Origin of the sequence: Kocuria sp. CPCC 205231 (genome assembly GCF_040980965.1) — a bacterium.
Taxonomy (GTDB): Bacteria; Actinomycetota; Actinomycetes; order Actinomycetales; family Micrococcaceae; genus Kocuria; species Kocuria rosea.
Genome location: NZ_JAVKPP010000002.1, coordinates 279661 through 306319 on the forward strand (window position 1 = coordinate 279661; position 26659 = coordinate 306319).

Annotated in this window: 26 protein-coding genes and 2 riboswitches; of the genes, 13 read left to right on the top strand and 13 right to left on the bottom strand. The window is 73.8% G+C overall.

Annotated features, from left to right (window positions below; all coding sequences use genetic code 11):
- Positions 1-174: 174 nt before the first annotated feature.
- From RF640_RS02940 to RF640_RS02950, 3 genes are read right to left on the bottom strand one after another with little or no spacing between them, the layout of a single operon-like run.
- The gene (locus RF640_RS02940; protein WP_368800849.1) at positions 175-1095 is read right to left on the bottom strand and encodes an AAA family ATPase; all 921 of its coding nucleotides are present in this window, start codon (positions 1093-1095) and stop codon (positions 175-177) included.
- Positions 1082-2497: a Mu transposase C-terminal domain-containing protein gene (locus RF640_RS02945; protein ID WP_368826527.1), complete on the bottom strand. Its 1416-nt coding sequence runs from the start codon at positions 2495-2497 to the stop codon at positions 1082-1084. The genes RF640_RS02940 and RF640_RS02945 overlap by 14 nt, the downstream gene beginning before the upstream one ends.
- A 55-nt stretch (positions 2498-2552) precedes the next feature.
- Complete coding sequence (locus tag RF640_RS02950; protein ID WP_368826529.1) at positions 2553-3185, bottom strand: recombinase family protein; 633 nt, start codon at positions 3183-3185, stop codon at positions 2553-2555.
- A gap of 611 nt (positions 3186-3796) precedes the next feature.
- On the opposite strand from RF640_RS02950, the gene RF640_RS02955 reads away from it, so the two are divergent.
- Positions 3797-4060 carry a hypothetical protein gene (locus tag RF640_RS02955; RefSeq protein ID WP_017831920.1) on the top strand — a complete coding sequence of 88 codons (264 nt, stop codon included), beginning with the start codon at positions 3797-3799 and terminating at the stop codon, positions 4058-4060.
- 580 nt (positions 4061-4640) lie between these two features.
- Positions 4641-5855 carry an NAD(P)/FAD-dependent oxidoreductase gene (locus tag RF640_RS02960; RefSeq protein ID WP_368826531.1) on the top strand — a complete coding sequence of 405 codons (1215 nt, stop codon included), beginning with the start codon at positions 4641-4643 and terminating at the stop codon, positions 5853-5855.
- 378 nt (positions 5856-6233) lie between these two features.
- Here RF640_RS02960 and RF640_RS02965 read toward each other — a convergent pair whose 3' ends face one another.
- From RF640_RS02965 to RF640_RS02995, 7 genes are all read right to left on the bottom strand, one after another.
- Entirely contained in the window at positions 6234-7604 is a 1371-nt protein-coding gene (locus RF640_RS02965; protein ID WP_368826533.1) for an LLM class flavin-dependent oxidoreductase, read from the bottom strand.
- On the bottom strand, positions 7601-9028 hold the full coding sequence (locus RF640_RS02970; RefSeq protein WP_368826535.1) for an MFS transporter: 1428 nt from the start codon (positions 9026-9028) through the stop codon (positions 7601-7603). Before RF640_RS02970 ends, RF640_RS02965 begins: the two co-directional genes overlap by 4 nt.
- Positions 9029-9031: 3 nt before the next feature.
- Positions 9032-10429, bottom strand: a complete 1398-nt coding sequence (locus RF640_RS02975) for an acyl-CoA dehydrogenase family protein (RefSeq protein WP_368826537.1) — start codon at positions 10427-10429, stop codon at positions 9032-9034.
- A 113-nt stretch (positions 10430-10542) separates the two neighbouring features.
- Positions 10543-10637, bottom strand: a riboswitch (SAM riboswitch).
- 184 nt (positions 10638-10821) lie between these two features.
- On the bottom strand, positions 10822-11997 hold the full coding sequence (gene moeB, locus RF640_RS02980) for a molybdopterin-synthase adenylyltransferase MoeB (protein ID WP_368826539.1): 1176 nt from the start codon (positions 11995-11997) through the stop codon (positions 10822-10824).
- The gene (locus tag RF640_RS02985) at positions 11994-12878 is read right to left on the bottom strand and encodes a thiazole synthase (protein ID WP_368826540.1); all 885 of its coding nucleotides are present in this window, start codon (positions 12876-12878) and stop codon (positions 11994-11996) included. Before RF640_RS02985 ends, moeB begins: the two co-directional genes overlap by 4 nt.
- A gap of 1 nt (position 12879) precedes the next feature.
- On the bottom strand, positions 12880-13119 hold the full coding sequence (gene thiS, locus RF640_RS02990) for a sulfur carrier protein ThiS (protein WP_109244369.1): 240 nt from the start codon (positions 13117-13119) through the stop codon (positions 12880-12882).
- The gene (locus RF640_RS02995) at positions 13116-14489 is read right to left on the bottom strand and encodes an FAD-dependent oxidoreductase (RefSeq protein WP_368826542.1); all 1374 of its coding nucleotides are present in this window, start codon (positions 14487-14489) and stop codon (positions 13116-13118) included. The genes thiS and RF640_RS02995 overlap by 4 nt, the downstream gene beginning before the upstream one ends.
- Positions 14485-14588, bottom strand: a riboswitch (TPP riboswitch). (Overlaps the previous gene by 5 nt.)
- Before the next feature lie 105 nt (positions 14589-14693).
- Between RF640_RS02995 and thiE the strand changes: the two genes are divergently transcribed.
- The 7 genes from thiE (at position 14694) to RF640_RS03030 (ending at position 20610) form a co-directional block, all read left to right on the top strand.
- Positions 14694-15323 carry a thiamine phosphate synthase gene (thiE, locus tag RF640_RS03000; RefSeq protein WP_368826591.1) on the top strand — a complete coding sequence of 210 codons (630 nt, stop codon included), beginning with the start codon at positions 14694-14696 and terminating at the stop codon, positions 15321-15323.
- A 98-nt stretch (positions 15324-15421) separates the two neighbouring features.
- Positions 15422-16420 carry a hypothetical protein gene (locus tag RF640_RS03005; RefSeq protein WP_176337181.1) on the top strand — a complete coding sequence of 333 codons (999 nt, stop codon included), beginning with the start codon at positions 15422-15424 and terminating at the stop codon, positions 16418-16420.
- A gap of 99 nt (positions 16421-16519) precedes the next feature.
- Entirely contained in the window at positions 16520-17428 is a 909-nt protein-coding gene (locus RF640_RS03010) for a VOC family protein (RefSeq protein ID WP_229588604.1), read from the top strand.
- A gap of 174 nt (positions 17429-17602) precedes the next feature.
- Positions 17603-17932, top strand: coding sequence for a DUF3140 domain-containing protein (locus RF640_RS03015; RefSeq protein ID WP_035929510.1), 330 nt, complete (start codon positions 17603-17605; stop codon positions 17930-17932).
- A gap of 84 nt (positions 17933-18016) precedes the next feature.
- Positions 18017-18643 (top strand): TetR family transcriptional regulator, encoded by a 627-nt coding sequence (locus tag RF640_RS03020; RefSeq protein ID WP_052133089.1) that lies wholly within the window; start codon positions 18017-18019, stop codon positions 18641-18643.
- Positions 18640-20319, top strand: a complete 1680-nt coding sequence (locus RF640_RS03025) for an MDR family MFS transporter (RefSeq protein ID WP_081994567.1) — start codon at positions 18640-18642, stop codon at positions 20317-20319. Before RF640_RS03020 ends, RF640_RS03025 begins: the two co-directional genes overlap by 4 nt.
- A gap of 87 nt (positions 20320-20406) precedes the next feature.
- On the top strand, positions 20407-20610 hold the full coding sequence (locus tag RF640_RS03030) for a DUF2945 domain-containing protein (RefSeq protein WP_133411606.1): 204 nt from the start codon (positions 20407-20409) through the stop codon (positions 20608-20610).
- Between the two features lie 64 nt (positions 20611-20674).
- Here RF640_RS03030 and RF640_RS03035 read toward each other — a convergent pair whose 3' ends face one another.
- The gene (locus tag RF640_RS03035) at positions 20675-21022 is read right to left on the bottom strand and encodes a hypothetical protein (protein WP_035930322.1); all 348 of its coding nucleotides are present in this window, start codon (positions 21020-21022) and stop codon (positions 20675-20677) included.
- A 350-nt stretch (positions 21023-21372) separates the two neighbouring features.
- Here RF640_RS03035 and RF640_RS03040 point away from each other — a divergent pair, with 350 nt between their 5' ends.
- Positions 21373-21564: a hypothetical protein gene (locus tag RF640_RS03040; RefSeq protein ID WP_035930325.1), complete on the top strand. Its 192-nt coding sequence runs from the start codon at positions 21373-21375 to the stop codon at positions 21562-21564.
- A gap of 15 nt (positions 21565-21579) precedes the next feature.
- Here RF640_RS03040 and ppgK read toward each other — a convergent pair whose 3' ends face one another.
- On the bottom strand, positions 21580-22440 hold the full coding sequence (ppgK, locus tag RF640_RS03045; RefSeq protein ID WP_035930328.1) for a polyphosphate--glucose phosphotransferase: 861 nt from the start codon (positions 22438-22440) through the stop codon (positions 21580-21582).
- Positions 22441-22670: 230 nt separating this feature from the next.
- On the opposite strand from ppgK, the gene RF640_RS03050 reads away from it, so the two are divergent.
- Complete coding sequence (locus RF640_RS03050) at positions 22671-24050, top strand: MFS transporter (protein ID WP_035930331.1); 1380 nt, start codon at positions 22671-22673, stop codon at positions 24048-24050.
- A 49-nt stretch (positions 24051-24099) separates the two neighbouring features.
- Here the strand turns inward: RF640_RS03050 and RF640_RS03055 are convergent, their stop codons facing one another.
- On the bottom strand, positions 24100-24750 hold the full coding sequence (locus RF640_RS03055) for a helix-turn-helix domain-containing protein (protein ID WP_368826547.1): 651 nt from the start codon (positions 24748-24750) through the stop codon (positions 24100-24102).
- Between the two features lie 47 nt (positions 24751-24797).
- On the opposite strand from RF640_RS03055, the gene RF640_RS03060 reads away from it, so the two are divergent.
- Complete coding sequence (locus RF640_RS03060) at positions 24798-25655, top strand: trans-aconitate 2-methyltransferase (protein ID WP_176337178.1); 858 nt, start codon at positions 24798-24800, stop codon at positions 25653-25655.
- A gap of 26 nt (positions 25656-25681) precedes the next feature.
- Positions 25682-26653 (top strand): NAD(P)/FAD-dependent oxidoreductase, encoded by a 972-nt coding sequence (locus RF640_RS03065; RefSeq protein WP_368826549.1) that lies wholly within the window; start codon positions 25682-25684, stop codon positions 26651-26653.
- Positions 26654-26659 lie beyond the last annotated feature (6 nt).

Here is a 26659-nt window from a genome sequence, read left to right on the forward strand (position 1 = left end):
GCGGACTCCTTCGTCATCGCGTGCCTTCAGGGTAGAACGTCAAAGGACTTGGCGATAGGAAACTTCCACTGCAACGTCGGAGCCGTACCGACGGGACGTGCCCGAGACGAATGGTGCGCAGTGGGCAGCAGGGACTCTGGGATGGCGGGCTGCCTTGGTGGCCCACTCCGCTGCTCAGTGGCCGATGAGGAGTGCGTCGCGGGCGGCTTCGACGACTTCTGGGGTGACGGTCTCGAGCTGGTTGATGTCCAGGATGCGTTTGATCTGGGTGAGGAGGCGGTCGACGAGGCGGAAGTTGCCGCCGGTGATCCGGGCGATGGTGGCGATCGCGACCGTGCGGGTGAACTCGTCGCCGTCGGCCAGTCCATCGGTGTGCCAGCGACGGGCCAGGACGGCGGTGAGCTCTTCGGGGGTGAGCTGGCGGTATTCGTGGGCGAAGCCCACACGGCTGTAGAGCTGGGGGTAGCGTCCCAGGCGCTTGTCGATGCCGGGCATCCCGATGAGGATCACCCCGATGGTATGGCGGTCGTAGTAGTCGCGGACCTGTTCCAGTCCGGTGGTCTTGAGCCGGTCGGCCTCGTCGATGATGAGCAGCTCGGTGAGCCCGGAGGAGCGCGAGTCGGGGTGCACAAAAGGGTCGACGCGGCCGTGGCGGTGGTAGTCGATGGCGTAGGAGATCTGCTGGCAGGCCCGCGGCAGGGCTTGGTCGACCTGTCGGGGGCTGGCGGTGACGGTCGGGGTCCACAGCGCGGTGCGGGCCTGGAGGACCCGCTCGGGGATGGGGCCGGGGTCGCGGTCCTCGCCCAGGTCTCGTTGCCACTGCTCCCATTGCGAGGCCCCGGCGTAGTGGCGGGCCGAGAGTGTCTTGCCGACCCCAGGTGGGCCCCAGCACAGGCCGATGTAGCGGTGGGTGCGGACGGTGTCGGCGAACTCGGTGAAGCGGCGGTGCTCGCGGGTGGGCAGGAACGGCGGTGAGCCCGGGGGCGGGGGTGAGGTGAGCCCGTTGATCTCCCCGAACGTGCCGGAGAGGAAGCGCCGGCCGTCGTCGCCCTTGCCCAACAGGCTGCGGGAGGAGTCGGGATCAGTCGGTGGCATAGGTCCGCAACCGGTGTCGGGGCGCCCGATCCACCGGCGGGTCAGCCGGTGGGCCCGGAACCGGGGCGGGTGGTGGTGCCCAGCGGTCGTCGGCGGGCAGGGCGTCGGCGAGGCTGCGCCGGGCGCGCAGCTGCTGCTTGAGCTCCTTGCGGCGTGCGCTCCGGGCCTGCTGGAGCTGCTGGAGGGTGATGGTCTCGGCGGCCAGTTCGGGGGCGATCGCCCGGCACAGGTAGGTGTCCTGGTGGTAGACGCGCACCTCACCGGCGTCGCGGGGGTCGTAGCGGATGGTCACGGTCTCGGAGACGTAGGCGGCCAGCACTGGACAGATATAGCGGGTGCCGTGGAAGCGGATGCCGTCGCGCTGGACGATGCGGGTGGTCGCAGCGGTGAGCAGCAGCAGGTCGAGGTCCTCGCCCCGTGCCGGGGTGCGCGGGATCCACCCGGCCCCGATCCAGCGGGTGGCCGGGGCCTGTCCGGTCTCGGAGTGCACCCGGGCGTGGTAGTCCTCGATCAGGTAGCGCTGGACCACCGCGTCGAGCTGCTCCAGGCTCAGGGCGGGTGGTGAGGTGGGGGTGCCGCCGGTGCCGTGCGGGATGTGGCCGGGCAGGTGCGGGAGCACCTCGGTGGTGATCGTGCCGTAGAAGCGTTCGATCTTCCCCCGGCCCTGCGGCACCCCGACGCGGGAGTGGATGAGCCGGATGTGGGTGTCCAGGCAGGCCCGCTCCAGTCGGGTGCTGGTGAAGTCGGCCCCGTGGTCGCTGTAGAGCACCTCGGGCAGCCCCTGGACCGGCCACCGCGGGTCGGGTTTGGCCCGCACGGCCTGGTGCAGGGCCAGGGCGGTCTGCTCGGCATTCGGGGCGCCGGTGAAGACGGTGTAGCCGGCGACCGCGCGGGAGTAGTCGTCGAGGATCACGCTCAGCCACGGCCGCACCGGGCGCCCCCGGTGGTCGAGGATCTCGACGTCGAGCAGGGTGTGATCGGCCTGCCACTGCTCATTGGGCCTCACCGCCGACCGCCGGTGCACCAGCTCGAACCGGTCCCGGTAGGCGGTGTCTCCTTCCAGGGCCAGGGTGCGCAGCCCGGGGTCGATGGCGGCGATCACGCTGCGCACGCTCGAATAGCTCGGGGGCGCCCAGCCGCGCTCCGGGGCCAGGTCGCACACCCGGCGGTGGATGAACGTGGTCGTCGGTGCCGGGCGGCGCAGCGCCAGGGCCTCGATCACCGCGATCAGCTCCGCAGGTAGCCGGCGGTGACCGCGATCGCTGCGGACCTGGCGTTGCAGCCCGGCCGCGGAGGAGTCCGCCCGATACTCGGCGGCCCAGCGCTGCAGGGTGCGGACCGAGACCTGGGCGTGGGCGGCGAGCCGGGTCAGCGGCACCCCGTCATCGAGGTGCTGGCGCAACAGTGCCGCTTTCTCCTGCGGACTCAGTTGCACCACCATCATCACCCCACGGGGGTCAGTCCGCCGGACCGGACTCGGGATCGGCGGCGGTGACCGGTCCGGCGGTCACCGGCTCCGGGGGCCGGGGCGGGAGGTGGCGGTAGAGGGTGGTGCGGGTGATCCCGGTCTTGGCCACGATCTCGGCCATCGTGTGCCCGGACTCGCGCAGGTGTGCGGCGTAGGCCAGCTTGTCCGGGTCCACCACCGAGGGCCGCCCGATCCGCCGGCCCTTGGCGGTGGCCACCGAACGGGCGTGGGCGGCGCGCTCGAGGGTGTAGGTGCGTTCCATCTGTCCGAACAGTGCCAGGAGCACCACCGCCAGCTGGGCCATCGGGTCGTTCGGGTTGGTGGAGTCCACCTTGATTGGATCCGCCAGGTTGCGCACCCCCACCCCTCGCTCGGCGAGGTCGTGGATGAGGTTGAGGGTGTCGCGCACGGTGCGTCCGAGTCGGTCCAGGGTGTGCACCACGATCACATCGCCCTCCCGGGCGTAGGCCAGGGCCGCGGTCAGTCCGGGACGCTCCGTGGTGGCCCCGGACTTCTTGTCCACATAGATCCGCTCGGGCGCTATCCCGACCTGCCGGAGGGCATCGATCTGCCGGTCGAGGTCCTGTTTGGCCGTCGAGACCCGCGCATAGCCCAATTCCATGCGCTCAGCGTACCGGAAGTCGGTTCCGTACGGCCTAGCTGGCACTTAGTTCTAGGCCTAACTTCTGGCACTCAAATCGATATCCATAGTCCCCGAACATAGATCTCGACGCCGAGCGTCCCAGTACCTAGGAAGTGGGACGGTCGCCCGCGGCCGGTCAACCCGTTGATTACCTCGAGCTCGGCCGGTCCGACGACTCCGATCGAGAGGCAAGACCTCGATGCCGCCGTATAGCTCTGTCACAACACCACCACTTGTCGCCGCGGCTCACACCCGAATGGACGGTTTGGGCCGGTCGGCGAGTTTGTAGCAAAATCCTTCGTCTCAGTAGCACAGGTCGACCGCACTATCCACGTGATAACTGGCCCGAGAGTGCGGTCGGCTCCTGAAAGCGACACTTGGCGGCGTCGAGCGGCACCACTGACCGAGAATCGCTCATAAGAGACTGATGAATCGGCAGGTGTCGACGCGTCATCCGCGTCCTGCCCCGGACCCGGCTCGGTCGCCCCTTCCGGGGCGACCGAGCGGGGCGTAGCGTGGCACGTAGTCACCAGCGCCCTCCCACCATTGGGTCGGGCGCGCCCGTCAATCCAGTCCTCGGGGAGACCACTATGGCACTGCTCCTGATCCGGCACCGCGTGGCCGACTACGACGCCTGGCGAAAGGTCTACGACTCCGTCTCGGACGTACCGGCATTCAGCAACATCACCGGCGAGTCAGTGCACCGCATGGTCGATGATCCGGACAACGTGCTCGTGCTCCACTACTTCGATTCAGTCGACGAGGCCCGCGCCTTCACGGCACTGCCGGAACTGCAGGAGGCGATGCAACGCGCAGGCGTCCAGGGTGAGCCGCACTTCGAGTACTACGAATAGGACTCCCGAGGCGAGCTCAACCGCAGTACAGGTTCAACAGTCGCCAGCCCTGGGAAGCCGGCCACGCTGCTCGGTGAAGCCGGGCGTCTCCGGTGGCCGGTGGCCGTGCACGGCGAGGGACCGCACAGCCTTCAGGGAGGGTGCTTTCAGTTGAAGGGGCACGCTGAGACCGCTGCGTGGCGGTGCGGTGAGTTCTTCGGCCACCCCAACCGGAATGACGAACCCGCGGGGCACCGTCCGGAGCAGCTCAGTGACGATGAGACGGCCCGAGTGCTGCCCAACTTTGTCAGTGAGCGATGGTCCGAGAATCTATGCGCAGAATGCCTCCCCACCGGACAGGGTGCGCCGCCATTCATATTCGGCAGAAGGACGCCGCTTCATCCGGACGCTTGGCGGAACAGGCACCGACCTCGCTCCGGCGATCAGCCGCCCTGACCGGCAAGTTCCTCGACATCGACATCCAGGGAACCTCTCAATCCTCGGATGCCCACCGCCCGGGCGTGGGCGCCGCGGCTCGTGGTCGAATGGTCGGGCAGCCCCGATCGGGGCCGTGGAGCCATCCTCGTCCCACGGAGTCACGATGACCACTGCACCCTCGGATCACGCCGCTGACGTCCTCGTGATCGGCGGCGGCAATGCCGGGATCTCCCTGGCCGCACGACTGCGCCGCAAGGGCATCACGGACATCGTGATCGCAGAGCCGAAGTCCACGCACCACTACCGGCCGCTGCTCTCCTACGTGGGCGCCGGACTGAAGACCGTGCCCCAGATGTCCCGCGCCCAGCACCGCGTCATGCCTCGCGGCGTGCGATGGATCCAGGACCGTGTCCAGGCACTGGATCCGGCGGCACGGACGGCCACGCTGTCCTCCGGCGAGCACATCGGCTACCGGGACGTCGTGATCTGCGCGGGCTCCACCCCGGACTGGGACCGTGTCCCCGGCAGTGCCGAGGCGATGGCCGGCCCGCACGCCTCGACCAACTACACCGTGGAGCTGGCCCCCAGGACCTGGGAGCCGATCCGCGGGCTGCGCCGCGGCCGGGCGCTGTTCACGATCCCGGACGGCCCGGCGCCCACGCCGCAGATCGGGCAGAAGATCCTCTACCTGGCCTGCGACTACTGGCAGCGCCAGGGTGTTCTGCAGGACATCGAGGTGACCCTGCTGACGCCCACCGCCACCGTGTTCGGCCAGCCGGACGTGGACCGGGTGCTGCAGCCCTGGGTCCGGCGCTACGGCATCACGGTCCTGACGAGCGCCCACGTGCAGTCGATCGACGCCGGCTCCCGCCGGCTGCGGGCCACGGTCGGCGGGGCGCCGCGGGACCTGTCCTACGACCTGCTGCACCACTGCCCCGTCCACCGGGCCCCGGCCTGGATCGCCGACGCGGGGCTGGGCGTCGCGCCGGGCCCGGGCACCGCTTGGGGCGGCTACGCGGACGTGGACGCACAGACCCTGCGCCACCGCCGCGTGCCCACCGTGTGGGCCTGCGGGGACGCGGCCGCGCTGGGAACCGCCTCGTCCGGCGGGGCACTGCGCCACCAGACGAAGATCCTCACCGAGAACCTCCTGGCCGCCCGGGACGGCCGGGAGCCCACGGCCTCCTACGACGGGTACACCGTGACCCCCGTGACGGTGCGGCGGGGCCGGGCCGTGCTGGCCGAGTTCGACCGGGACAACGAACTGGCGCCCAGCATCCCCGGCGTGCCGCTGCTGGCCCCGAACCGCGCCTCCTGGTTCTTCGACCTCGAGGTCCTCCCCCGGGACTACTGGAACGTGATCCTCCGAGGCTTCTAGCAGACCAGGCGTGCACACTTCTGTGGCGTCTCGTTCCCCTCTCCGATGGCACATGACTGCCCGCGACCCCGGTCGTCGCGGCACGAGACACGGGGAAGGAGGCTAGGACGTCGGGAGGCCCCGAGACGCTTGAATTCATGCATCTGCACAGGATGGTGCGCCACCATATTACCGTCTGGTAGTTTTCGGGTGGCACCGGCCCCCACACCGGTGCAGCGACCCCTGCGAGCCGTTCCCCGGCGGCCGGGGGTCACCTCCTGCGCCTCGGCGCGGTGAAGCGCTCCTGCCCTCTCCCGGGCAGGAGCGCTTCGTCCCGAGGAACCGGGACGACGGACGACCCCGGGACCCGTCGAGCGGTGCGCCCCGACGGCTCGGCGGTCAGCGGCGGTAGGAGGCCCCACGGTGGTCGTCGGCCAGCCTCGGGCCGGCGCCGGTCAGGGCCTCGCGCAGCGTCGTGCCGGCGGGCACGGACCCGGGCTCCGGCAGCAGGCCGCGGCGCCGCAGCTCGGGCGACACCATCGTGGTGAACCGCTCCAGGTCCGCCGGCCGCACGGCCGCCGAGATGTTGAAGCCGTCCACGCCGGCCTCCTCGCGCCAGCGCTCGAGCTCGTCCGCCACGGTGCCGGGGGCCCCGGCGATGACGGGCCCGCGGCCGCCGATGGCCACGAACTCGGCCAGGTCCCGCACCGTCCAGGTCCGGTCCGGGGACAGCGAGGTGAACGCCGCGAGCGCGGACTGGTTGGCGTCGGTGGCCACGTACTCGAGCGGCGCGTCGGGGTCCGCCCCGGCCAGGTCGACACCGGTCCAGCCGCCGAACAGGGACAGCGCACCCTCGATGTCCACGTGCCGGCGATATCCGTCGAGCCTGGCCTGGGCCTCGTCGTCGGTCTCGGCGACCACCACGGTGGCCATGGCGAAGGTCTTCACGGAGTCCTCGGCCCGTCCCTGTGCGGCCAGTTCGGCCCGGACGCCGTCGGTCCACCGGCGCACGAGCTGGGGAGTGTTGCCGATGAAGAAGATGGCCTCGGCGTGGTCCACGGCGAACTGCTGTCCGCGCTTCGAGGCGCCGGCCTGGAACAGGAACGGGGTGCCCTGGGGTCCGGGGTGGGCCAGCGCCTGGCCGGGCACGGAGAACCAGGTGCCCTCGTGGCCGACGGGGTGCACGAGGTCCGGGTCCACGAAGACCCCGGCCTCGGCGTCGGCCTTCACGGCCCCGGGGCCGAAGGAGCCCTCGAGGAGCTTGTACATGACCTCCATGTACTCGTCGGCGCGGTCGTAGCGCTCGTCGTGCGGGATCTGCCGGTCCATGCCCAGGTTCCGGGCGGCGGAGTCCTGGTAGGAGGTCACCACGTTCCAGGCCACCCGGCCGCGGGTGAAGTGGTCGAGGGTCGCGAAGGTGCGGGCCAGCAGGTAGGGGGCCTCGTAGGTGACCGAGGCGGTCACGCCGAAGCCGAGCCGTTCGGTCGCCGCGGCCATCGCCGGCACCGCGACGAGCGGGTCGAGCACCGGGTACTGCACTCCCCCGCGGGCCGTGGCCCCGGTCCCGCCGCCGTACACGTCGTAGACGCCGGGGACGTCGGCCAGGAACAGCGCGGTGAAGCCGCCCTCCTCGAGGGTGCGGGCCAGGGACGTCCAGTACTCGAGCGTGTCGAAGCCGGTGACCCCGGCCTCCGGGTGGCGCCACAGTCCCGGTGACTGGTGCACGGGCACCATCATGTCGAAGGCGTTCAGCAGCAGGGGGCGGCTCATACGGTGGTCCTCTCGGGGGTGGTCCGGGTGGCGCTCGCGGCGGCGGGGGTCGCGGCGGCCGGGGCGGCCGCGGTCCGGCCGGAGTGCAGGTCGGTGAGCTCGGTGCCGCGCTGGTCGCGGGCGGGGTCCTTCGCGGCCAGGGCGGCGACGACGGAGAGCACGGCCAGCACGGAGAGGTAGCCGGCGATCAGCCACGGGGTGTCCCCGCCGGCGGCGAAGAGCAGGGCGGCGATCATCGGCATCAGCCCGCCGCCCAGGACGGTGCCGACCTGGTAGCCGAAGCTCACCCCCGAGTACCGCACGTGCACGGGGAACTGCTCGGCGAACCAGGCCGCCTGCGGGCCGTAGATCGCGTCGTGGACGAGGTTGATGCCGAGGATCACCACGAGCGGCAGCAGGGCGAGCGGGCCGGTCTCGAGGAAGGCGAACAGCACCCAGCCGAAGACGCCGATCGCCGCGTAGGCGCTCACCGAGACGACCTTCCGGCCCACCCGGTCGGACAGCCAGGCCCAGAACGGGGTGGAGAACAGGCCGATGGCCGAGGCGATCATCACCGCGGTCACGCCCGCGGCGCTGTCCCCGCGCACGTCCCGCAGGTAGGTCAGCATGTAGACCGTCACCAGGTAGTAGACGGCGTTCTGGGCCAGGCGCAGGCCGATCGTGACCAGCACCGGGCGGCGGTGGTGGGTGAGCAGCTCCCGCAGGGGGGCCTTGGCCACGTTGCCCGAGGCGCGGTGCTCCAGGAACTCCGGGGCGTCGGCCACGCCGAGTCGGATCCACAGACCCACCGCCACGAGCAGGGCCGAGAGCAGGAAGGGGATGCGCCAGCCGTAGGCGGCGAACTGCTCCTCGCTCATGACGTTCTGCACGATGAAGAACGCGCCGGTGGCCAGCAGCATGCCGGCGGAGGAGCCGATCTGGGTGAAGGAGCCGAAGAACCCGCGGTGCCGGGCCGGTGAGTGCTCCACGCTCAGCAGCGCGGAGCCGCCCCACTCCGCGCCGGCGGACAGGCCCTGGAGGATGCGCAGGAGCACGAGCCCGACGACGGCCCACCAGCCGATCACGTCGTAGGTGGGCAGCAGGCCGATCAGGGTGGAGGCCACGCCCATGAGCAGCAGGGAGGCCACCAGCAGCGCCTTGCGGCCGATCCGGTCCCCCAGGTGCCCGGCGATGATCCCGCCCAGGGGCCGGGCGATCACCCCGACCGCGAGGGTGGCGAAGGACGCGACGATGCCGCCGAGCTCGGTGGCCATGGGGAAGAACTGGACGTTGAAGACCAGCGCGGCGGCGGTGCCGTAGAGGTAGAAGTCGTACCACTCGATGGTGGTGCCGGCGAAGGCCGAGGCCAGGACGCGCTTCTTGCCGTGGACGACGCTGGTGCGTCCCGCGGCGGCCGCGGCCGTGGTCGGGGTCGGGGTGCTCATGCGTCAGGCTCCTGGGGTTCGGTCGGCGACGGTCGTGGCGTCGGGCGTGGCATCGGTCGTCGCACCGGGCGTGGCGTCGGGCGTGGCATCGGTCGTCGCACCGGGCGTGGCGTCGGTCCTGGCGTCGCCGATGGCGTTCAGGCCCTCCGGCAGGGTCCCGTTGATGAGGTAGTCGCCGAGGGCGCGGGCGCGGAAGGCGATCGGGTTGTGGGTGGCCACGGTCTGGGCGTTGCGCCAGTGCCGGTCCAGGCCCTTGGCCGTGGACGTGGCGGAGGCGCCCACGGTGAGGAACAGGTCCTGGGCCGCGCCGAGCGCCAGCTCCGGCACGGTGACCTGGGCGTGCTCCACGGCGATCTCGGACTCGTGCAGCGCCGCCGGGAGGCTCCCGGTGAACTCCGGCCGGTCGGCGCCGGCCGCTGCGGCGGCGGCGATCCCGTCGTCCAGGGCGCGGGCGGCGTGCAGCACGGTGGCCTCGGCGGCGAAGGCCTTGGCGGAGATCCGGCCGGTGGCCTCCTGGATCAGCGGGTCGTCGCGGAACGGCAGGCCGAGCCCGGTGTTGAAGGTCCGCCGGCGTCCGGCGATGGTCTCCACCGCGTCCCGCCGGGCCGCCCGGGCGATGCCGGCCAGCACGGCCAGCAGCACGAGCTGGAAGAAGGCGGCCTCGTGGACGGCCTCCGCGCTGCCGGCGGTGCGGTCCAGCACGGCGTCGTCCGGGACGCGCACCCGGTCGAAGACCGCGGTGCCGGTGCCGGTGAGCTTCTGCCCGAAGCCGTCCCAGTCGTCCTCGAGCGTCACGCCCTCGGCGTCCGTGGCGACGACGGCGAAGCGGCGCCCGTCCCGGCCGTCCAGCGCGGCCGAGACGCGGGTGTAGTCGCAGAAGACGGAGCCGGTGGCGTAGAACTTCCGGCCGGTGAGCTCCCAGCCCTCGGCGGTCCGGCTCAGCACGGTGTTCAGGGTGCCGAGCGCGTTGCCGCCCTTCTCCGTGGAGGCGTTGCCGACGGTGGCCCCGGCCAGCACCCGCGGGTACCAGACCTCCTGGAGCTCCCGGGGCAGGAAGCGCAGGGACTCCACGAAGCCGTGGTGGGAGCGGTACAGGTGGGCGATGTTGGAGTCCGCCTCGGCCAGGTCGACCAGCAGCCGGGTGAAGTCCTCGAGGCTGACCCCGGGACCGCCGTGGGCCGCCGGCACGCGCAGGACGCCGAACCCGGCCCGGTCCAGCCGGCGGACCTCCGCGTAGGGCAGCGCGCGCCGGAGGTCCCGGTCCAGGGAGCCGGCGGCGATCTCCGCGAACAGCGGCCGGAAGTGCTCCCGCAGCCCGGCGTAGTCCGCGGGCAGGCCGGCGGCGGGATTCGTGCCGGCGCGGGGATGGGCGGTGGTCTCCTCGACCGTGCTCGGGGTCATGCGGTGGTCCTCTCGGTCGCACCGAGGATTGCCGGCCGCCCACTCGCGCCAGTGGCTGGTCCGGTGACGGCAGCGCCGGACGCTGACGTCACGGACCGACTGCAGATCCGGGATCTCCATCGGTTCTGGCGTTAGCACCCTGACCCCTGGGAAGGACGGGTTGCTGCGGCGTCGTCGAGCCAGATCTCTCGGCCGCTCTGAATGGTGACGTCTGACATGGCACCAGACCACCGAGGTCCGGTGCCACCGGATGACGTCCGGACGTCATCGGAGGTCACGACGACGTCACAGACCGTCACCTCGGCCCGCGTGGTGTACGGCTCCGGCGCGGCACGCCCTCCGCCCCGGACGGAAGAGGGGCGGGGGAGAACGGGGCCGGGGCGCCGACCGGCTCAGTAGACCGGCTTGTCCGGCTCCACCTGCGCCACCCAGGCCAGCACCCCGCCCTCGAGGTGCCGGACCCGTTCCTCCCGCCCGGCGAAGAACGGCCGCAGCGCGGCGAGCGCCGTCGCGGAGCGGGCCCCGGCCTTGCAGTGCAGCACGAGGTCCGCGCCGCGGGCCTCCCGGGGCAGTGCGTCCGCGCCGCGGTCCAGGATCTCCTGCAGCGGCACGGGCACGGCGCCGTCGATGGCCACGAGCTCCCGCTCCCAGTCCTCGCGCACGTCCACCAGGGCGAAGGTCGCCTCCCCGCGCTCCCGGTGCTCCAGCAGCCGGGCCAGCTCAGCCGCCGCGACGGTCTCGGAGGGACCCGCCCCGGGCAGCGCGCACACGGCCTCGGGCGCGGCGACCGCGGTGACCGGGGCGGCGCCGGGATCCGGGTCCAGGCGCATCTCGCGCCAGGTCATCGCGAGCGCGTCGTGCAGCAGCACCCGCCCGAGCAGGGGCTCCCCGGTGCCGGTGACGAGCTTGACGGCCTCGGTGACCATGACCGCGCCGACGGTCGCGGGGAGCATGCCGAAGACCCCGCCCTCGGCGCAGCTGGGCACCTCCCCGTCCGGCGGGGCCTCGGGGTAGAGGTCCCGGTAGGTGGGTCCGTGCCCGGCCCAGAACACGCTGACCTGGCCCTCGAAGCGCAGGATGGAGCCCCAGACGCAGGGCGTGCCGGTCAGGGCGGCGGCGTCGCTGACCACGTACCGGGTCGCGAAGTTGTCGGCGCCGTCCAGGACCAGGTCGTACCGGCCGACGATGTCCACGGCGTTGTCCGCGTCCAGCCGGACGGGGTGGGTGCGGACCTCCACCAGCGGGTTGAGCGCGGTGACGGCCTCGGCGGCGGAGACGGCCTTGGGGCGGCCGACGTCGGCGGTGGTGTGCACCACCTGGCGCTGCAGGTTGGAGACCGCCACGACGTCGTCGTCGACGATCCCGAGGGTCCCCACCCCGGCCGCGGCGAGGTACTGCAGGGCGGGGGACCCGAGTCCCCCGGCACCGATGACGAGCACGCGGGCGTTCCGCAGCCGCCGCTGGCCGAGGGGCCCGATCCCGGGCAGGGTCAGGTGCCGGGCGTATCGCTCGAGCTCCTCGCGGGTCAGCCCGGGGCCGGGCTCCACGAGCGGGGGCAGCGGGCTCACGGCCGCTCCCCCACGGGCGCCCAGTCCCCGCGCGGCACGTCCGCCGGGCGGGCGGCCGGCCCGTCAGCCGGTCCGGCCCCGGCGGCGTCCGCGTCGATCCGCCCGGCCATCGGCGAGGACGCCTGGGCGTGGCGGCGGGCCGGGATGCGCCCGGCGCCGGCGGCGAGCCGGCCGGCGAGCACGGCGTGGCGCATCGCGGTGGCCATCGCCACCGGGTCCTGGGCGCGGGTGACGGCGCTGGCCAGCAGCACGGCGTCGCAGCCCAGCTCCATGGCCAGGGCGGCCTCGGAGGCGGTGCCGATCCCGGCGTCGAGCACCACGGGCACGGAGGCCCGGGAGGCGATGAGCTCGATGTTGTGCGGGTTGAGGATGCCCAGCCCGGTGCCGATGGGAGCCCCCAGGGGCATCACCGCGGCCGCGCCGAGGTCCTCGAGGCGGCGGGCGACGGCCGGGTCGTCGGAGGTGTAGGCGAAGACCTTGAAGCCGCGGGCCACGAGCTGCTCGGTGGCGTCGAGGAGCTCCACGACGTCGGGCAGCAGGGTGTCCTCGTCCGCGATCACCTCGAGCTTGACCCAGTCGGTCTCGAGGGCCTCCCGGCCGAGCTCGGCGGTCAGCAGCGCGTCCCGGGCGGTGTAGCACCCGGCGGTGTTGGGCAGGATCCGGATGTCGTTGCGCTCGAGCAGCGCGAAGAGGGAGTCGCCCTGGCCGGGGGCGTAGCGGCGCAGGGCCACGGTGGTCAGCTCGGTGCCGGAGGCCAGCAGCGCCTGCTCGAGGGTGTGCAGCGAGCTCAGGCCGCCGGTGCCCATGATCAGCCGGGAGCCCAGCTCCGTGCCGTCGAGCACGAGCGGGTCGCGGTGCGGGTCGGGGTGCGGGACGGTCACGTCAGCCTCCCTGGACGGCGGTGATGATCTCGATCGACTGGCCCTCCGCCACGGGGGTCCGCCGCCAGCGGCTGCGGGGCACGACCGCGGCGTCCACGGCGACGGCCACGCCGAGGCGCCCGCCGTCCAGCGGGGCGCCGTCGGGCCCCAGGGCCCGGCCGACGGTCTCGGCGACGAGGTCGACGACGGTCGCCTCCGCCGCCACGCGGTGCGGGCGGCCGTTGAGGGTGATGGCGGTCATCGGGTGCTCCTGCTCCGGGGCCCGGGCCCGGCGGCGGCCGGCGCGGGATCCCCTGGACGGGCCTCGACGGGGCGGTCGAAGCGGTGCGGGTCGGTGGTGGCGAGGTGCTCGGCGTCGGCGGCCGGATCGGCTCCGGACCCGCCGGCCACCAGCTGCGCGGCGAGCCGGGCGGCCAGCGGGGCGAGCAGGACGCCGTGGCGGAAGTAGCCGGTGGAGACCACGAGCCCCGGCACCGGCGAGCCGTCCGGGTCGCGGACCCGGCCGAGGTACGGGATGTCGTCCGGGGTGCCGGGCCGGGCGCGGGCCAGCACCTCGATCAGCTCGAGGTCGGCGACGCCGGGCACGAGCGCCTGGGCGTCGCGCAGCAGCCGGAACACGCCGCCGGCGCTGGGGCCGCTCAGGTCGTCCTCGCGGGAGGTCGCCCCGATCACCACGGTCCCGTCGGCGCGGGGCACCAGGTAGACGGGCACCCCGTGCACCAGGCCGCGGACGGTGCGCTCGAGCAGCTCCGGCGCCCCGGCGGGGACCCGGGCGCGCAGGATGTCCCCGTGCACCGGCCGCAGCGGCGGGTGCCAGTCCTCCGGCAGCCCCTCGAGCTCGCCGAGCCCGGCGCCCGGGGCGAGGACCGTCCAGGTCGCGGAGACCATCCCGCCGCCGGCCAGGCGGACGCCCGTCGCCGCGCCCTCGGCGTGGCGGCGCAGCCCCGTGGCGAGCCCGTGGACGAGGCGGGCCGGTCCGCCGTCGCGCACGGGCGGGACCCCGGGGGCCTGCGAGGGCCCGGCGGGCTCCGGGAGCTCCGGGAGCTCCGGGGCGACGAGGGCCGCGAGCAGCCCCGCCACGAGGCGGCGCGGGTCCACCTGGTGGTCGTCGGGGATCCGCAGCGCGGCGGACAGCCGCGGGCTCAGGGCCGGCTCGAGGGTGCGGGCGGCGCGCAGGGTCAGCTGCTCCACGGTCATGCCGTGGCGCCCCTGCAGCTCGCGGAGGTCCGTCAGGGCCTGCCGGTCGGCGGCGTCCACGCCGCACACGAGGGTCTCGGTGGCCCGGTGGCCCACCGTCCCGCCGGCGGCCTGCTCGAGGGCGGCCACGAACGCCGGGTACTCGGCGGCCGAGGCGGTCATGAGGGGGTACAGGGGCTCCTGCTGGTACTGGACCTCGCTCACCGGGGCGAGCATCCCGGCCGCGGCGCGGCTGGCGCCGGAGCCCGGCTCGGGGTCCACCACGACCACCGAGCGGCCGCGGCGGCGCAGCTCCCAGGCGGTGGCCAGGCCGATCACCCCGGCGCCGACGACGGCGACGTCGGCGCGGACGTGCTCGGGCCGGTCGACCAGCGGGTGGGGCGCGGTCGTGGGGGCGGGGTGCGCGGCAGTCACAGGGAACGTCCTTTCCTCCGGCGGCATGACCCGCATCAGGTGTGGCGGTCGGCGCTGGACGCCCTCTCAGCCCCCGGTGGGGCTCCCGCAGAACCGCTGACCTATCATCAGCGTGTGACCCAGCCTACCCGTGATGCCTCCGCCCCCGCCGAGTCCTCCCTGCGAGAGACCCGGACGGCCAGACTCCTCGCCGCCCGGCTGTACGTGTGCACGGACGCCCGCCGGGACCGGGGCGACCTCGAGGACTTCCTGCACGCCGTCTGTGCCGGCGGCGCTGACGTCGTCCAGCTGCGGGACAAGAGCATCGACGCGGACGAGGAGATCGCCGCGCTGGAGCTGCTGGGCCGGGTGGCCGCCGAGTACGACACCCTGTTCGCGGTCAACGACCGCGCCGACATCGCCACGCTCGTGGGCGCCGACGTCTTCCACGTGGGCCAGCACGACCTCAGCCCCGCCCAGGCCCGGCGGCTCCTGGGCCCCGACGTGCTGATCGGGCGCTCCACCCACGACCTCGGACAGGCCACGGCGGCGCTGGAGGATTCGGACGTCGACTACTTCTGCACCGGCCCCGTCTGGGCCACGCCCACCAAGCCGGGGCGCCCGGCCACCGGGCTGGAGTTCGTCCGCGCGGTCGCCGAGCTGACGGAGGCCCGGCTGGACGCGGACCCGGAGGTCCTGCCCGTGCCGTGGTTCGCCATCGGCGGCATCGACGAGACGCGGCTCCCGCAGGTGCTGGAGGCCGGGGCGCGCGGCGTCGTCGTCGTCCGCGCCGTCACCGAGGCCCCCGATCCCCGCACCGCCGCCGGGCAGCTGCGCGGTCTGCTCCCCGCCTGAGCCCGGGGCGGCCCCCCGCCCGCCTCACCGTCGGCTCCCCGCCGCCGTCCAGCACGTTCTGAGAGCATGGACGCAGGACGACGACGGAGAGGTGGCCCATGGACCCCGAGCTCGACCCCCAGGTGCGGCACGCGGTGGAGCGCCCCGCGGAGACCGCCCGCGGCCCGGAGGACGCGCAGCTGCGCGTCCGGCTGGCCGGTGAGCCCGCCCGCCGCGCCCTCGGCACGCACTGGGAGCAGGGCCTCCCGGAGGACGCCGCCCCGAGCGACGACCGGCTCGCCGCCGCCGTGCTGCTCGCCACCCTCTTCGGCGACACCTTCTGGCTGGAGCGCGCCGCCCGGCTGCCCAGCGACGTGCCGGGGTGCCCGTCCGCGCCGCCGAGCGGGCTGCTGGAGCTGACCCGGGTGCCGGGCGCCCGGGCGGCCCTGGCTGCCGTGCTCGAGCGCCCGCTGCTGACCGGGCTCCTGGAGTGGGGCACCAACCCCCTGCCGGAGCAGCCCCCGCTGGCCGTGGCCCGGGCCGCCCGGGACCTGGGCATCCCCGACGACGGGCGCGTCTACAAGGTGGTGCGCCGCCGCGCCGAGCGCTTCCTGGCGCGGGAGCACGACGGGTCCGAGCCGCTCGAGCAGTTCGTGACCCTGCTGAACGAGGCGGAGCGGGGCCACCGCGAGGACGGCCCCGTGCTCTCGGGCGAGACCCTGCCGCCGGCGGCTCCCCCGGCGCCGGGTCCGACCGCGGGATCCTCCTCCGCGGCCGGCCCGGCCGCGGACGGTGACATCCGCCCGGGAACACCCCCGCCCGGCGCCCCTCCGGCGGGCTCACCGGGGAACCCCCAGTGGGGGGTGAGCCCCGCGAGCCCGGCCCCGCCGCCGCCCGGGCAGTTCCCGGGCCAGCACCCCGAACCCGGGGCACCCGGCCCGGGCGGTACTGGTGCCGGCACCCAAGGCGCCTCCGGGCCGGTGTTCGGGCCCGGCCCCGGCGGGTGGCCGCCGCGCCCGGCAGAGCCCGAGGAGGACGACTCCGACAACCTCAAGGCGTGGGGATTCGTCTTCCTGGGCATCCTGGCGGTGATCGCCGCCCTGATCTTCATCCTCTGAGCCCACAGCACCACCATTTACTTGCACCGGAAAGCTTCTGAGGCTATTCTTGGGGACATATCAACCAATGCGCCGCCCCTGCCGACGGAGAACCCCGCGATGCCGATCTTTCCCCAGAACCCCGCTCCCCAGAGCCTGACGAAGCGCCCCGCCGAGGACCTGCTGTCCGCGGACACCCGGATGGGCGCGGTGGAGCTGCTGGTCTCCGACCTGGACACGATGGTCGCCTACTACTCGGACGCCGTCACCCTCGACGTGCTCGCCCACGCCGGGGACACCGCGGTCCTGGGCCGGGACGGCCGGACGGTCGTGCGGCTGCGCCAGGTCAAGGAGCTCCCGCCGGCCCGCCGCGGGCAGGCCGGCCTGTTCCACACCGCGGTGGTCTTCGACGACGAGCCGGCCCTGGCCGCGGCGCTCGCGTCCGTGGCGACCGTGGCGCCCCGCTCCTTCACCGGCAGCGCCGACCACCTCTACAGTCAGGCCTTCTACTTCGACGACCCCGAGGGCAACGGGGTGGAGCTCTACACGGACCGCCCCCGCGACACGTGGCGGCGGGAGCCCACCGGCCTGCTGACCCTGGCCTCCAACCCCCTGGACCCGAACGGGTTCCTCCAGGAGCACCTGGCCGAGCAGAGCGGGCGACCCCCGGCGCCGCCGGCCACCCTGGGACACGTGCACCTGCAGGTGGGCGACATCCCGCTGGGCCGGCAGTTCTACGTGGACGTCCTGGGCTTCGAGGTCATGAGCGACATCGGCTCCGCCCTGTTCATCGCCGCCGGCGGCTACCACCACCACATCGCGCTCAACACCTGGCAGAGCGCCGGGGCCGGCCCGCGGGCGGCCTCGCTGGGGCTGGGCCAGGTCAACATCGACCTGCCGGACGCCGACGACGTCGCGGCCCTGGCGTCCCGGCTCGCGGACCACAGGATCCCCACCCGGCACGACGGCGCCGTGCTGCGCTTCGAGGACCCCTGGAACACCCTGATCCAGGTGGGCGTCGCGGCGTAGCCCCGGCCCGGTGCGGCGTCCGCACCCGCCCGCCGGCGGCACCGCGCTCGACACCGGCGACTGCTCGCCGGCACCCCGGTCCGCCGGTAGGTTGGGCCTCGTGCCCGGGGTGCCCGGGCGCCGAGGGCGCGCGGCGACACGGCGGCCGCCCGGTCCGAGAGCGAGGAGCAGGGCATGGGCGAGCAGGACGACACCACCGGCAAGGACTTCGACGAGGCCGTCAACATGACCGCAAAGCAGCTGTCGACGTGGCTGGACACCGACGAGTCCACCTCGGTGGGCCAGGGCGACGGCGGGGAGTCGGTGGGCCACCGCTCCGGGCGGCGGATCGTGGAGATCCTGCAGAAGCCGAAGGGCGAGCGCACCGAGGCCGACCACGAGCACATGCGCAAGGTGGTCGGCTACGTCCACCGCCACCTGGCCCAGCGCCCCGACGGGGACGTGCGCGAGACCCGGTGGCGCTACTCCCTGATGAACTGGGGCCACGACCCGCTGAAGGACTGAGCCGGAGGGCCCGCCCGGCGCCGCCGGGCGGGCCGGGCAGATATTGCAGTTGTGCAAAACTTGCAGAAGTGCAAAAATTTGGGCATGAATGCCGACCTCCCTCCCACCCTGCGCGCCCGCAAGAAGGCCGAGACCTGGTCCGCGATCCACGAGGCGGCCGCCGCCCTCGCGGTGCAGCACGGGGTCGAGGGCACCACGGTGGAGGCCGTGGCCGCGGCGGCCGGCGTCTCCCCGCGGACCTTCTTCAACTACTTCCCCGCCAAGGAGGACGCGGTCCTGGGCATGCGGGCCCCTTCGCTGGACCCGGAGCTGCTGGATGGCTTCGCCCTCGAGCACGACCTGCTGGGTCAGGTCTCGCGCCTGCTGCTGGCCGTCTCCCGCAGCGCCTACGCGGGACGGGACGCCGAGCGGCGCCGCAGGCTGCTGCAGGACCACCCGAGCCTGGGCCGCCGCCGGCACGAGCTGATGCTCGAGGCCGAGGCCCTGGTGCGCCACACCCTCGCGGAGCTGCTGGCCCGGGACCCCGCGTGGTCGGCCGGGATCGGTGAGCACCGCGTGGACGAGGTCGCCCGGATGCTGGTCCTGCTCGGCGGCGTCCCGCTGCGCTTCGCCATCACCGCCGAGGGCTACTCCCCGGCGCACGGCCTGCCGACCGAGGACCACGAGTCGGCGCTCACCCTCCTCCACCGTCTCCAGGAGAAGCTCGCATGACCCGCGCCCCCGCCCACCGCGCCGCACCGGGCTCCGGCTCCCGGCACCTCGCGCTGCTCTTCGTCGGCCTGATGCTCTCCATGCTGCTGGCCGCGCTGAACCAGACCGTCCTCAGCACGGCGCTGCCCACGATCGTGGGCGAGCTCAACGGGGTCGACGAGATGCTGTGGGTGATCACGGCCTACATCCTGGCCTCGACGATCATGATGCCCGTGTACGGCAAGCTCGGGGACCTGATGGGCCGCAAGCCCCTGCTCCTGGGCGCGATCCTGGTGTTCATGGCCGGCTCCGTGGTCGGCGCGCTCGCCGGCACCATCGAGGTCCTCATCGCGGCTCGCGCGATCCAGGGTCTCGGCGGCGGCGGGCTGATCATCCTCTCCCAGGCCGCGATCGCCGACGTGGTCCCGGCCCGGGAGCGCGGCAGGTACATGGGCGTCATGGGCGGGGTGTTCGCGGTGTCCTCGGTGGCCGGCCCGCTGCTCGGCGGCTTCTTCACCGAGGGGCCCGGCTGGCGCTGGGTCTTCTGGATCAACATCCCGCTCGGGCTGCTCGCGCTGGCCGGGGCCGTCCTGTTCCTCAAGCTGCCCCGGCACAGCGGCCGGCCGCGCCTGGACATCGGCGGCATGGTGCTGCTGGCCGTGGCCACAACCTGCCTGGTCCTGTTCGCCACCTGGGGCGGCGGCAAGTACGCCTGGACCGACCCCGTGCTCCTCGGCCTGATCGCCGGGACGCTCGTGACCGCCGCGGCGTTCGTGGCCGTGGAGCGGCGCACCGCCGAGCCCATCATCCCGATGCACCTGTTCCGCGAGCGCAACTTCGTCCTCACCACCCTCGCCGGGCTGCTCACCGGCGTGGCGATGTTCGGGGCCCTCGGCTACCTGCCCACCTACCTGCAGATGGTCTTCGGCGTCGACGCCACCCGGTCCGGGCTGCTGATGGTGCCGATGATGGGCACGATGCTCGTGACCTCGGTGCTCGCCGGTCAGGCCGTGAGCCGGACCGGGCGCTACAAGTGGCTGCCGGTGGCCGGCAGCGTGATCGTGGCCGCGGCCATGGGGCTGCTCGCCACCCTGACCTCCGAGCAGGGGGTGTGGCACGTCTGCCTCTACATCGCAGTCCTCGGCCTGGGTCTCGGCCTGTCCATGCAGGTGCTCGTGCTGATCGTGCAGAACACCTTCCCCCTGCGCCAGGTCGGCACGGCCACCGCGGCGAACAACTTCTTCCGCCAGATCGGCGCCACCCTCGGCTCGGGAGTGGTCGGCAGCGTCTTCGCGAGCCGGCTGGCCGAGCTGATGGCCGAGCGCGTCCCGGCGGCCGCGCTCGAGGGCGGCGCCGGGGGTGCCAACTCGCTCACCCCCGCCGTGGTCGCGTCCCTGCCGCAGGCGCTGCAGGACCCGATCGTGACCTCCTACAACGACGCCCTGACGCCCATCTACCTGTGGATCATGCCCCTGGGCCTGCTGGCGGCCGCCGTGCTGTGCTTCGTCGCCGAGAAGCCGCTGGCCACCACGATCGAGCAGGACGTCGAGCCGGAGGCGCTCGCCGAGGGCCGCCTTATGGTCACCGCCGACGAGCCCGCCGCCCCGCGCGCCGCCGACGGGGAGCGGGACGCCGACGACGACGACGACGCGCGGAACGCCCGCGGCGCGCTGGCCGGGGCGCGGAGCGCTCCGTAGGCTGAGGACCGCGCACGGGCGATGGTCACGGGGCGCACGCGCACCGGACCGGACGAGCGCCGGAATCGACGAGCAGAGGAGCAGCGGATGGGTCTGAGCAAGGGCACCAGGGTCACGTGGAACACCCCGCAGGGCAGGACCGAGGGGAAGGTCGTCGAGAAGAAGACCGAGGACTTCGAGCTCGACGGACGCACGTACCGCGCGAGCACGGACGATCCGCACTACATCGTGGAGTCCGACAGCTCCGGGGCCCGCGCGACCCACAAGGCGGACGCCCTCACCGAGGCCTAGCCGGAGACCGGCCCCGCCGCGGGCCCGAGGACGGGCGCGGCGGCAGGCGGGCGGGACGCGGCGTTCAGCCGCGGACGCCGGGAGTGCCCCAGACGAACGGGCCGAAGGACGGGCCGGCCGGTTCGAGGTACTCGACGTCGGACGCCGGGACCAGGGCGCCTGGGCTGTACCCGTCGGCCTCGCAGCGCACCAGGACGACCATGCCCAGCTCGACCGGGTCGTAGGGTGCGCACAGCACCTTCTCGCCCGCCCGCAGGTTCAGCCCTGCGCGGTCGGTGCGCATCCGGTAGCGCGCCACGTGGGAGACGGTGATGGAGGAGATCGGGTCGACGACCGGACCCACGCCGATGCCGGGGAGGACGTCGAGGGGTCCCGTGTCGTCGGGAACAGGGGTCAGTTCGGAAAGACTCATGGCGGGGATCTCCAGTCGTGCGAGCGCATCGGGAGCTGCAGAAGGTCCCGGTGCCGGGCGGGTGTGCTCGACCACGCTGTCCCTTCCCATGATAGAGAGCCACGTCACACAGAGGAAGAGTCCTTCGCATCGGTCCACGGGCCGCCGGCCGCGGTGCACGAACTTGCAGACGCCGGCGTCCCAGCCGTCGCCGGGCGTCACAGAGTCACAGTTCCCGAGCACGTGACCCCTTTCTGACTTGGGCGGACAGGCGACACAGCCGAGTGTGACGCACGGAACGCCCCGAGGTCTGCGCCGCGGCCCTGCCGCGCGCCTACATTCACTGACATGAGCTACGAGGGGTCGATGCCGTGATCACGATCAACATGAACAACGCCGCGCTCTGCCGGCTGGAGCAGCAGGACCGGGGGCGGCCCGGCGCGCTGCCGGACCGGCGGTCCACCGCCGCGGGCACCGGCCCGCTGGACGCCCGGAAAACCGTCCGGGAGACCACCCTGCGGCCCGAGGCGGCGCCTCCGATGCCGGAGCACACCAGGGGCTGATGCCCCCGGTCCGGCTCAGTGGCTGCCGACGAGGCCGGACGCCCGCAGGGCGCCGAGGTGGGCCTGGCGGCCGGCGCCGACGATGCCGGCGGCGTTGCGCAGCTGCGCGGGGGCCACGCGGGCGCGCAGCCGCAGGTGCGGCAGGAACTCCTGGTGCCGTTCGCTGATGCCTCCGCCGAGGACGATGAGATCCGGGGAGATCAGGCGCTCGAGGTGGGACAGGTAGCGCTGGAGCCGGTCCGTGTAGGTCGGCCAGTCCAGGGCCTCCTCCATCCGGGCGGAGGCGCCGGCCCAGCCGTCCACGTCCCGGCCGTCCAGCCACACGTGGCCGAACTCGCTGTTGGGGATCAGCTCCCCGTCCAGGAACAGCGCCGAGCCGATCCCGGTGCCCAGGGTGATCACCAGCACCGTCCCGGTCGCGCCCCGGGCGGCGCCGAAGCGCACCTCGGCCAGCCCGGCGGCGTCGGCGTCGTTGAGCACCGCGACCTCGCGCCCCAGTCCGGCGGCGAGCAGCTCCCGTGCGTCCGTGCCGATCCAGGAGTCGTCGAGGTGGGCGGCGGAGCGGGCGATGCCGTGGTCGATGATGGCTGGGACGCCCACACCGACCCCGGCCAGGGGCCCGCCCGGCCCGGGCTCGCGCTCCAGCTTCTCCAGGACCCCGCGCAGGACGGCCACCACCGCGGCCGGGGTGGCCGGCGCGGGCGTGGGCACCCGGCGCACCGGGCCCACGGTGGTGCCGCGGACCGGGTCCACCACCGCGTACTTGATGGTCGTTCCGCCGATGTCCACCCCGAGGCAGCGGGCGTCGTCGTCGCCCCCGGCGGAGACGGGCGGGACGGTCGGGGGCGTCCGGACGGACGGCAGGGCACAGGTCATCTCACGGTCCTGGATCGAGGCGGGGACGGCGCGCCCTCGGGCGGGCGGCGCCTGTTCGACTGTACAACCGGGCGGGGACGGCAATTATTCGCGCCGGCCCCGCCACCCGTCCGGCGCCACCGCCCCGCCCCGGGCGTTCCCTAGAATCGAGGGGTCCCGGTCACTCCGGCGAGCGCCCGCGCCCCGCCCGGCGCCCCGGCGTCCCGCCGCCTTTCGAAGGGCTTCCCCGCATGACCAGTCCCACCACCGCCGCGTGGCCCGTCCCGCCGAAGACCACCAACCGGGTGCTGCTCGCCTGCTGGCTCGCGATCCTGGCCGAGGGGTACGACGTCGGCGTGCTCGGCGCCGTGCTGCCCGCCCTCGCGGAGCACCGGGAGTGGAACCTCACCCCGCTGGAGCTCGGCGGCCTCGGTTCCTACGCCCTCGTCGGCATGCTCATCGGGGCCATGGTCATCGGCACGCTCTCGGACCGGATCGGCCGGCGGAGGATGCTGCTGGTCTCGATGGCCATCTTCACCACCATGCAGCTGGGCGCCGCACTGGCCCCGACCCCGGAGGTCTTCGGGCTCTTCCGGCTGCTCGGCGGCCTGGGCATGGGCGGGATCATCCCGGTGGCCGCGGCCCTGACCATCGAGTACTCGGCGCCGCGGCGCCGGTCCTTCAACTACGGCGTGATGTACTCCGGCTACTCCCTCGGCATCCTGGCCGCGGCGCTCGTGGCGATCGTCCTGCTGCCCACGCTGGGCTGGCGCTGGGTGGTCGGCGTCGGGTTCCTGCCCGTGGTCCTGCTGCCGCTGGTGGCCAGGCTGCTGCCCGAGTCCCTCGAGTACCTCATGGGCAAGGGCCGCCGCGAGGAGGCCGCCCGCCTGGCGGAGCGGCTGCACGTGGCCCCGTTCGTCGAGGGCGACTGGACGCCGGTGCGCTCCGAGGAGGCGAAGGCGCGGTCCGTGGGCTGGAAGCAGTCCTTGGCGGCGATGTTCTCCGGCGGCTACCTGACCGCCACGGTGTTCTTCTGGGTCTCCCTGTTCTGCGGCATGGTCCTGGTCTACGGCCTCAACACGTGGCTGCCCTCGATCATGCGCTCGGCCGGCTACGAGCTCGGCCCGGCCCTGACGTTCCTGGTGGTCTTCAGCCTCGCCTCCGCCGCCGGCGGCATCGCCCTGGGCCGCGCCGCGGACGCCTACGGCAAGAAGCTGATCCTGGTGGTCTTCTACCTGCTGGGCGGGGCGGGGATCCTGCTGCTGATGTTCCCCAACAGCATCGTGGTCAACTACGTGTTCGTGGCCCTGGCCGGCATCGGCTCGATCTCCACCTCGCTGGTGCTCACCGGCTGGGTGGCCGAGTACTACCCCGCCCACTCCCGCGCCACCGCCACCGGATGGGCCCTGTCCTTCGCCCGCATCGGCGCGATCTCGGGCCCGCTCATCGGCGGCTGGATCGGCTCGATGGCCCTGCCGTTCCAGTGGAACTTCATCGTCTTCGCCGCCGTGGCCCTGGTCGCCGCCGGGTCCGTGGCGCTGATCCCGCAGTTCCCGGGCCCGGCCGGTCCGGCCGCGCGGCGCGGGCGGTCGGGGCGCGCCGAGACGGCGCCGGCGGCACCGGGCGCCTGAGCCGAGCGGCCCGCCGCCCGGGCACCCCGGCCCCGGCCCCGGCCGCACCTCACCCGGCCGGGTCGGGTCCGTCCCGGCCGGGTGCCGGGCGGTCGGCCGGCGCCCGCACCCTCCGATCCTCGGCAGGCTCGTCCGCGTGCAGGTGGGCGCGCTCGCCGTCGTGGTCGAGCACGGTGAGGATCTCCACCGGCCCGCCCTGCGCCATGATGGCGTGCGGGACCATCGTGGAGAACTGCGCCGCCTGACCGGCCTCGACCACCACGACCCGCTCGCCCAGGTGCAGGCGGGCGGTCCCGGAGAGCACGGTGAACCAGTCCCGGCCCGGGTGCACCGCCAGCCGGTCCGGTGCGGGGGGCGGGCCCGGCAGGATGCGCATCTTGGCCACGGTCATCCCGTGCAGGGCCCGCTCGGAGGACAGCAGCCACATGGTCAGCCCCGGCGTGCTGCTGGGCTGCGGGCGAATCACCACGTCCTCGTCCTCGGGGGACTCGACCAGCTGGTCGAGCGAGGTGTCGAGGGCCCGGGCGATGGGCACCAGCTGGTCGAGAGCGATTCTGCGGTGCCCGGTCTCGAGCCGGCTCAGCGTGGACGGGCTGAGGTGGCACCGGGCCGCGAGCGCGTCCAGGGACCAGCCGCGCGCCAGCCGGAGACCGCGGATGCGGCGACGGATCACGGCGTCCAGGTCGAGTTCTTGCGTCATGAGCAAGAGTGTATGCCTCAAAGGCATTCTCCGCCTACCGTGGAGGCATGACACCGCACGACTCCCCGCACCCGACGGCGGGGCACCACACCCACCCCGAGCAGCACGACGACGACGGACTGGCCGAGCTGCTCGAGCTGGACGCCGAGATCCTGGACCCGCTGCTGGAGGAGGTGCTCGACTGGGTCGGCCAGCACGTCCGCGGCACGCCGGACACGGTCGCGGACATCGGCGCGGGGACCGGCGCCGGCAGCCGGCTCCTGGCCCGCCGCTTCCCGTCGGCGCAGATCGTCGCGATCGACCGGTCGGCACCGAGGCTCGAGCGGCTCCGCGCCGCGGCCGGCGCACCGGGCCCGTCCGACCGGATCCGCACGGTGCAGGCCGATCTGGACACCGCCTGGCCCGGGGTCGGGGCGGTCGACCTCGCCTGGGCGGCCTCCTCGCTGCACGAGCTCGCCGCGCCGGACCGGCTGCTGCGCGAGCTCCATGCCGGGATGCGCCCCGGCGGTCTCCTGGCGGTCGTGGAGATGGACGCGCTGCCGCGGTTCCTGCCCGAGGACATCGGGATCGGCCGCCCGGGCCTGGAGCGCCGCTGCCACGAGGTCCTCGCCCGGGCGCGCTGGAACGCCGTGCCCGACTGGGGACCCCGCCTGGAGGAGGCCGGCTTCCGGCCGGCGGGGCAGCGCCGGTTCGGCGTCGAGGCGCGGCCGGCCCCGCCCGGCACGGGGCGCTGGGCGGACCACTCGTTCCGCCGCGCCCTCCCGGTCCTCGCCGGCCGGCTGGACGCCGACGACCTGCTCGCCCTCGAGCACCTGCTCACCGAGGACTCCCCCGGCGCGGTCCTGCACCGGGAGGACCTGGTGCTGCGCGCCGGACGCCTCGTCTGGGCGGCGCACCGGCCATGAACCACCAGCACGAGAGGAAGCAGACCATGAACAGCATTTCCGCGTACGACGTCGTCGTCGTCGGAGGCGGTGCGGCCGGCCTGAGCGCCGCCGTCGCCCTGGCGCGATCCCTGCGATCGGTGGTCGTGGTGGACGCGGGCGAACCCCGCAACGCCCCGGCCGGCGGCGCGCACAACCTCCTCGGCCGGGAGGGGATCCCGCCGCTCGAGCTGCTGGCCGCCGGCCGGCGGGAGGCGGAGCAGTACGGGGCGGAGATCCTCCGGGACCGCGCCGTCACCGCCCGGGCGGAGGAGGAGGGGTTCACGGTCGGTCTCGCCGGCGGCGGCGTGCTGCGCGCGCGGCGGCTGCTGCTCGCCACCGGACTGGTCGACGAGCTGCCCGACGTGCCCGGCGTGGCCGAGCTGTGGGGGCGGAGCGTGCTGCACTGCCCCTACTGCCACGGGTGGGAGGTCCGCGGACGGCGCATCGGCGTGCTCGGCGCGGGACCCATGAGCATCCACCAGACGCTGCTGTTCCGGCAGCTCAGCGAGGACGTCACCTTCTTCCCGCACCGGATGCCCGATCCCGGCCCCGACGCCTGGGAGCAGCTCTCCGCCCTCGGGGTCCGGGTGGTCGAGGGGCCCGTGCAGCGGCTGCGCACCGACGGGGACGCGCTGCGCGCCGTGGTCCTCGACGACGGGCAGGAGGTCCCGGTGGACGCCCTGGTCGTGGCGCCCCGGTTCGCGGCCCGGGCCGAGCTGTACGAGCAGCTCGGCGGCACCCTGACCGACCACCCCGCGGGGGCGCTCATCGCCACGGGCCCGATGGGCAGCACCGAGGTCCCCGGCGTGTGGGCGGCCGGCAACGCCGGCGACCTCTCGGCCATGGTCTCCTCCGCGGCGGGGGCGGGGGTCGGCGCGGCCGCCGCGATCAACGCGGACCTCGTGGCCGAGGAGGCGGCCGCCGCCGTGCGGGCCCGTGCGCAGGGCGCCGCAACCGGGACGCCCCGCCGCGGCTGAGGGTTT

Coding starts and splice junctions, on each gene's coding strand:
- RF640_RS02940 (WP_368800849.1), bottom strand. CDS start 1,095: ATGCCACCGACTGATCCCGACTCCTCCCGCAGCCTGTTGGGCAAGGGC.
- RF640_RS02950 (WP_368826529.1), bottom strand. CDS start 3,185: ATGGAATTGGGCTATGCGCGGGTCTCGACGGCCAAACAGGACCTCGAC.
- RF640_RS02955 (WP_017831920.1), top strand. CDS start 3,797: ATGGCACTGCTCCTGATCCGGCACCGCGTGGCCGACTACGACGCCTGG.
- RF640_RS02960 (WP_368826531.1), top strand. CDS start 4,641: ATGACCACTGCACCCTCGGATCACGCCGCTGACGTCCTCGTGATCGGC.
- RF640_RS02965 (WP_368826533.1), bottom strand. CDS start 7,604: ATGAGCCGCCCCCTGCTGCTGAACGCCTTCGACATGATGGTGCCCGTG.
- RF640_RS02970 (WP_368826535.1), bottom strand. CDS start 9,028: ATGAGCACCCCGACCCCGACCACGGCCGCGGCCGCCGCGGGACGCACC.
- RF640_RS02975 (WP_368826537.1), bottom strand. CDS start 10,429: ATGACCCCGAGCACGGTCGAGGAGACCACCGCCCATCCCCGCGCCGGC.
- thiS (WP_109244369.1), bottom strand. CDS start 13,119: ATGACCGCCATCACCCTCAACGGCCGCCCGCACCGCGTGGCGGCGGAG.
- RF640_RS03005 (WP_176337181.1), top strand. CDS start 15,422: ATGGACCCCGAGCTCGACCCCCAGGTGCGGCACGCGGTGGAGCGCCCC.
- RF640_RS03010 (WP_229588604.1), top strand. CDS start 16,520: ATGCCGATCTTTCCCCAGAACCCCGCTCCCCAGAGCCTGACGAAGCGC.
- RF640_RS03015 (WP_035929510.1), top strand. CDS start 17,603: ATGGGCGAGCAGGACGACACCACCGGCAAGGACTTCGACGAGGCCGTC.
- RF640_RS03020 (WP_052133089.1), top strand. CDS start 18,017: ATGAATGCCGACCTCCCTCCCACCCTGCGCGCCCGCAAGAAGGCCGAG.
- RF640_RS03025 (WP_081994567.1), top strand. CDS start 18,640: ATGACCCGCGCCCCCGCCCACCGCGCCGCACCGGGCTCCGGCTCCCGG.
- RF640_RS03030 (WP_133411606.1), top strand. CDS start 20,407: ATGGGTCTGAGCAAGGGCACCAGGGTCACGTGGAACACCCCGCAGGGC.
- RF640_RS03035 (WP_035930322.1), bottom strand. CDS start 21,022: ATGAGTCTTTCCGAACTGACCCCTGTTCCCGACGACACGGGACCCCTC.
- ppgK (WP_035930328.1), bottom strand. CDS start 22,440: ATGACCTGTGCCCTGCCGTCCGTCCGGACGCCCCCGACCGTCCCGCCC.
- RF640_RS03050 (WP_035930331.1), top strand. CDS start 22,671: ATGACCAGTCCCACCACCGCCGCGTGGCCCGTCCCGCCGAAGACCACC.
- RF640_RS03055 (WP_368826547.1), bottom strand. CDS start 24,750: ATGACGCAAGAACTCGACCTGGACGCCGTGATCCGTCGCCGCATCCGC.
- RF640_RS03060 (WP_176337178.1), top strand. CDS start 24,798: ATGACACCGCACGACTCCCCGCACCCGACGGCGGGGCACCACACCCAC.
- RF640_RS03065 (WP_368826549.1), top strand. CDS start 25,682: ATGAACAGCATTTCCGCGTACGACGTCGTCGTCGTCGGAGGCGGTGCG.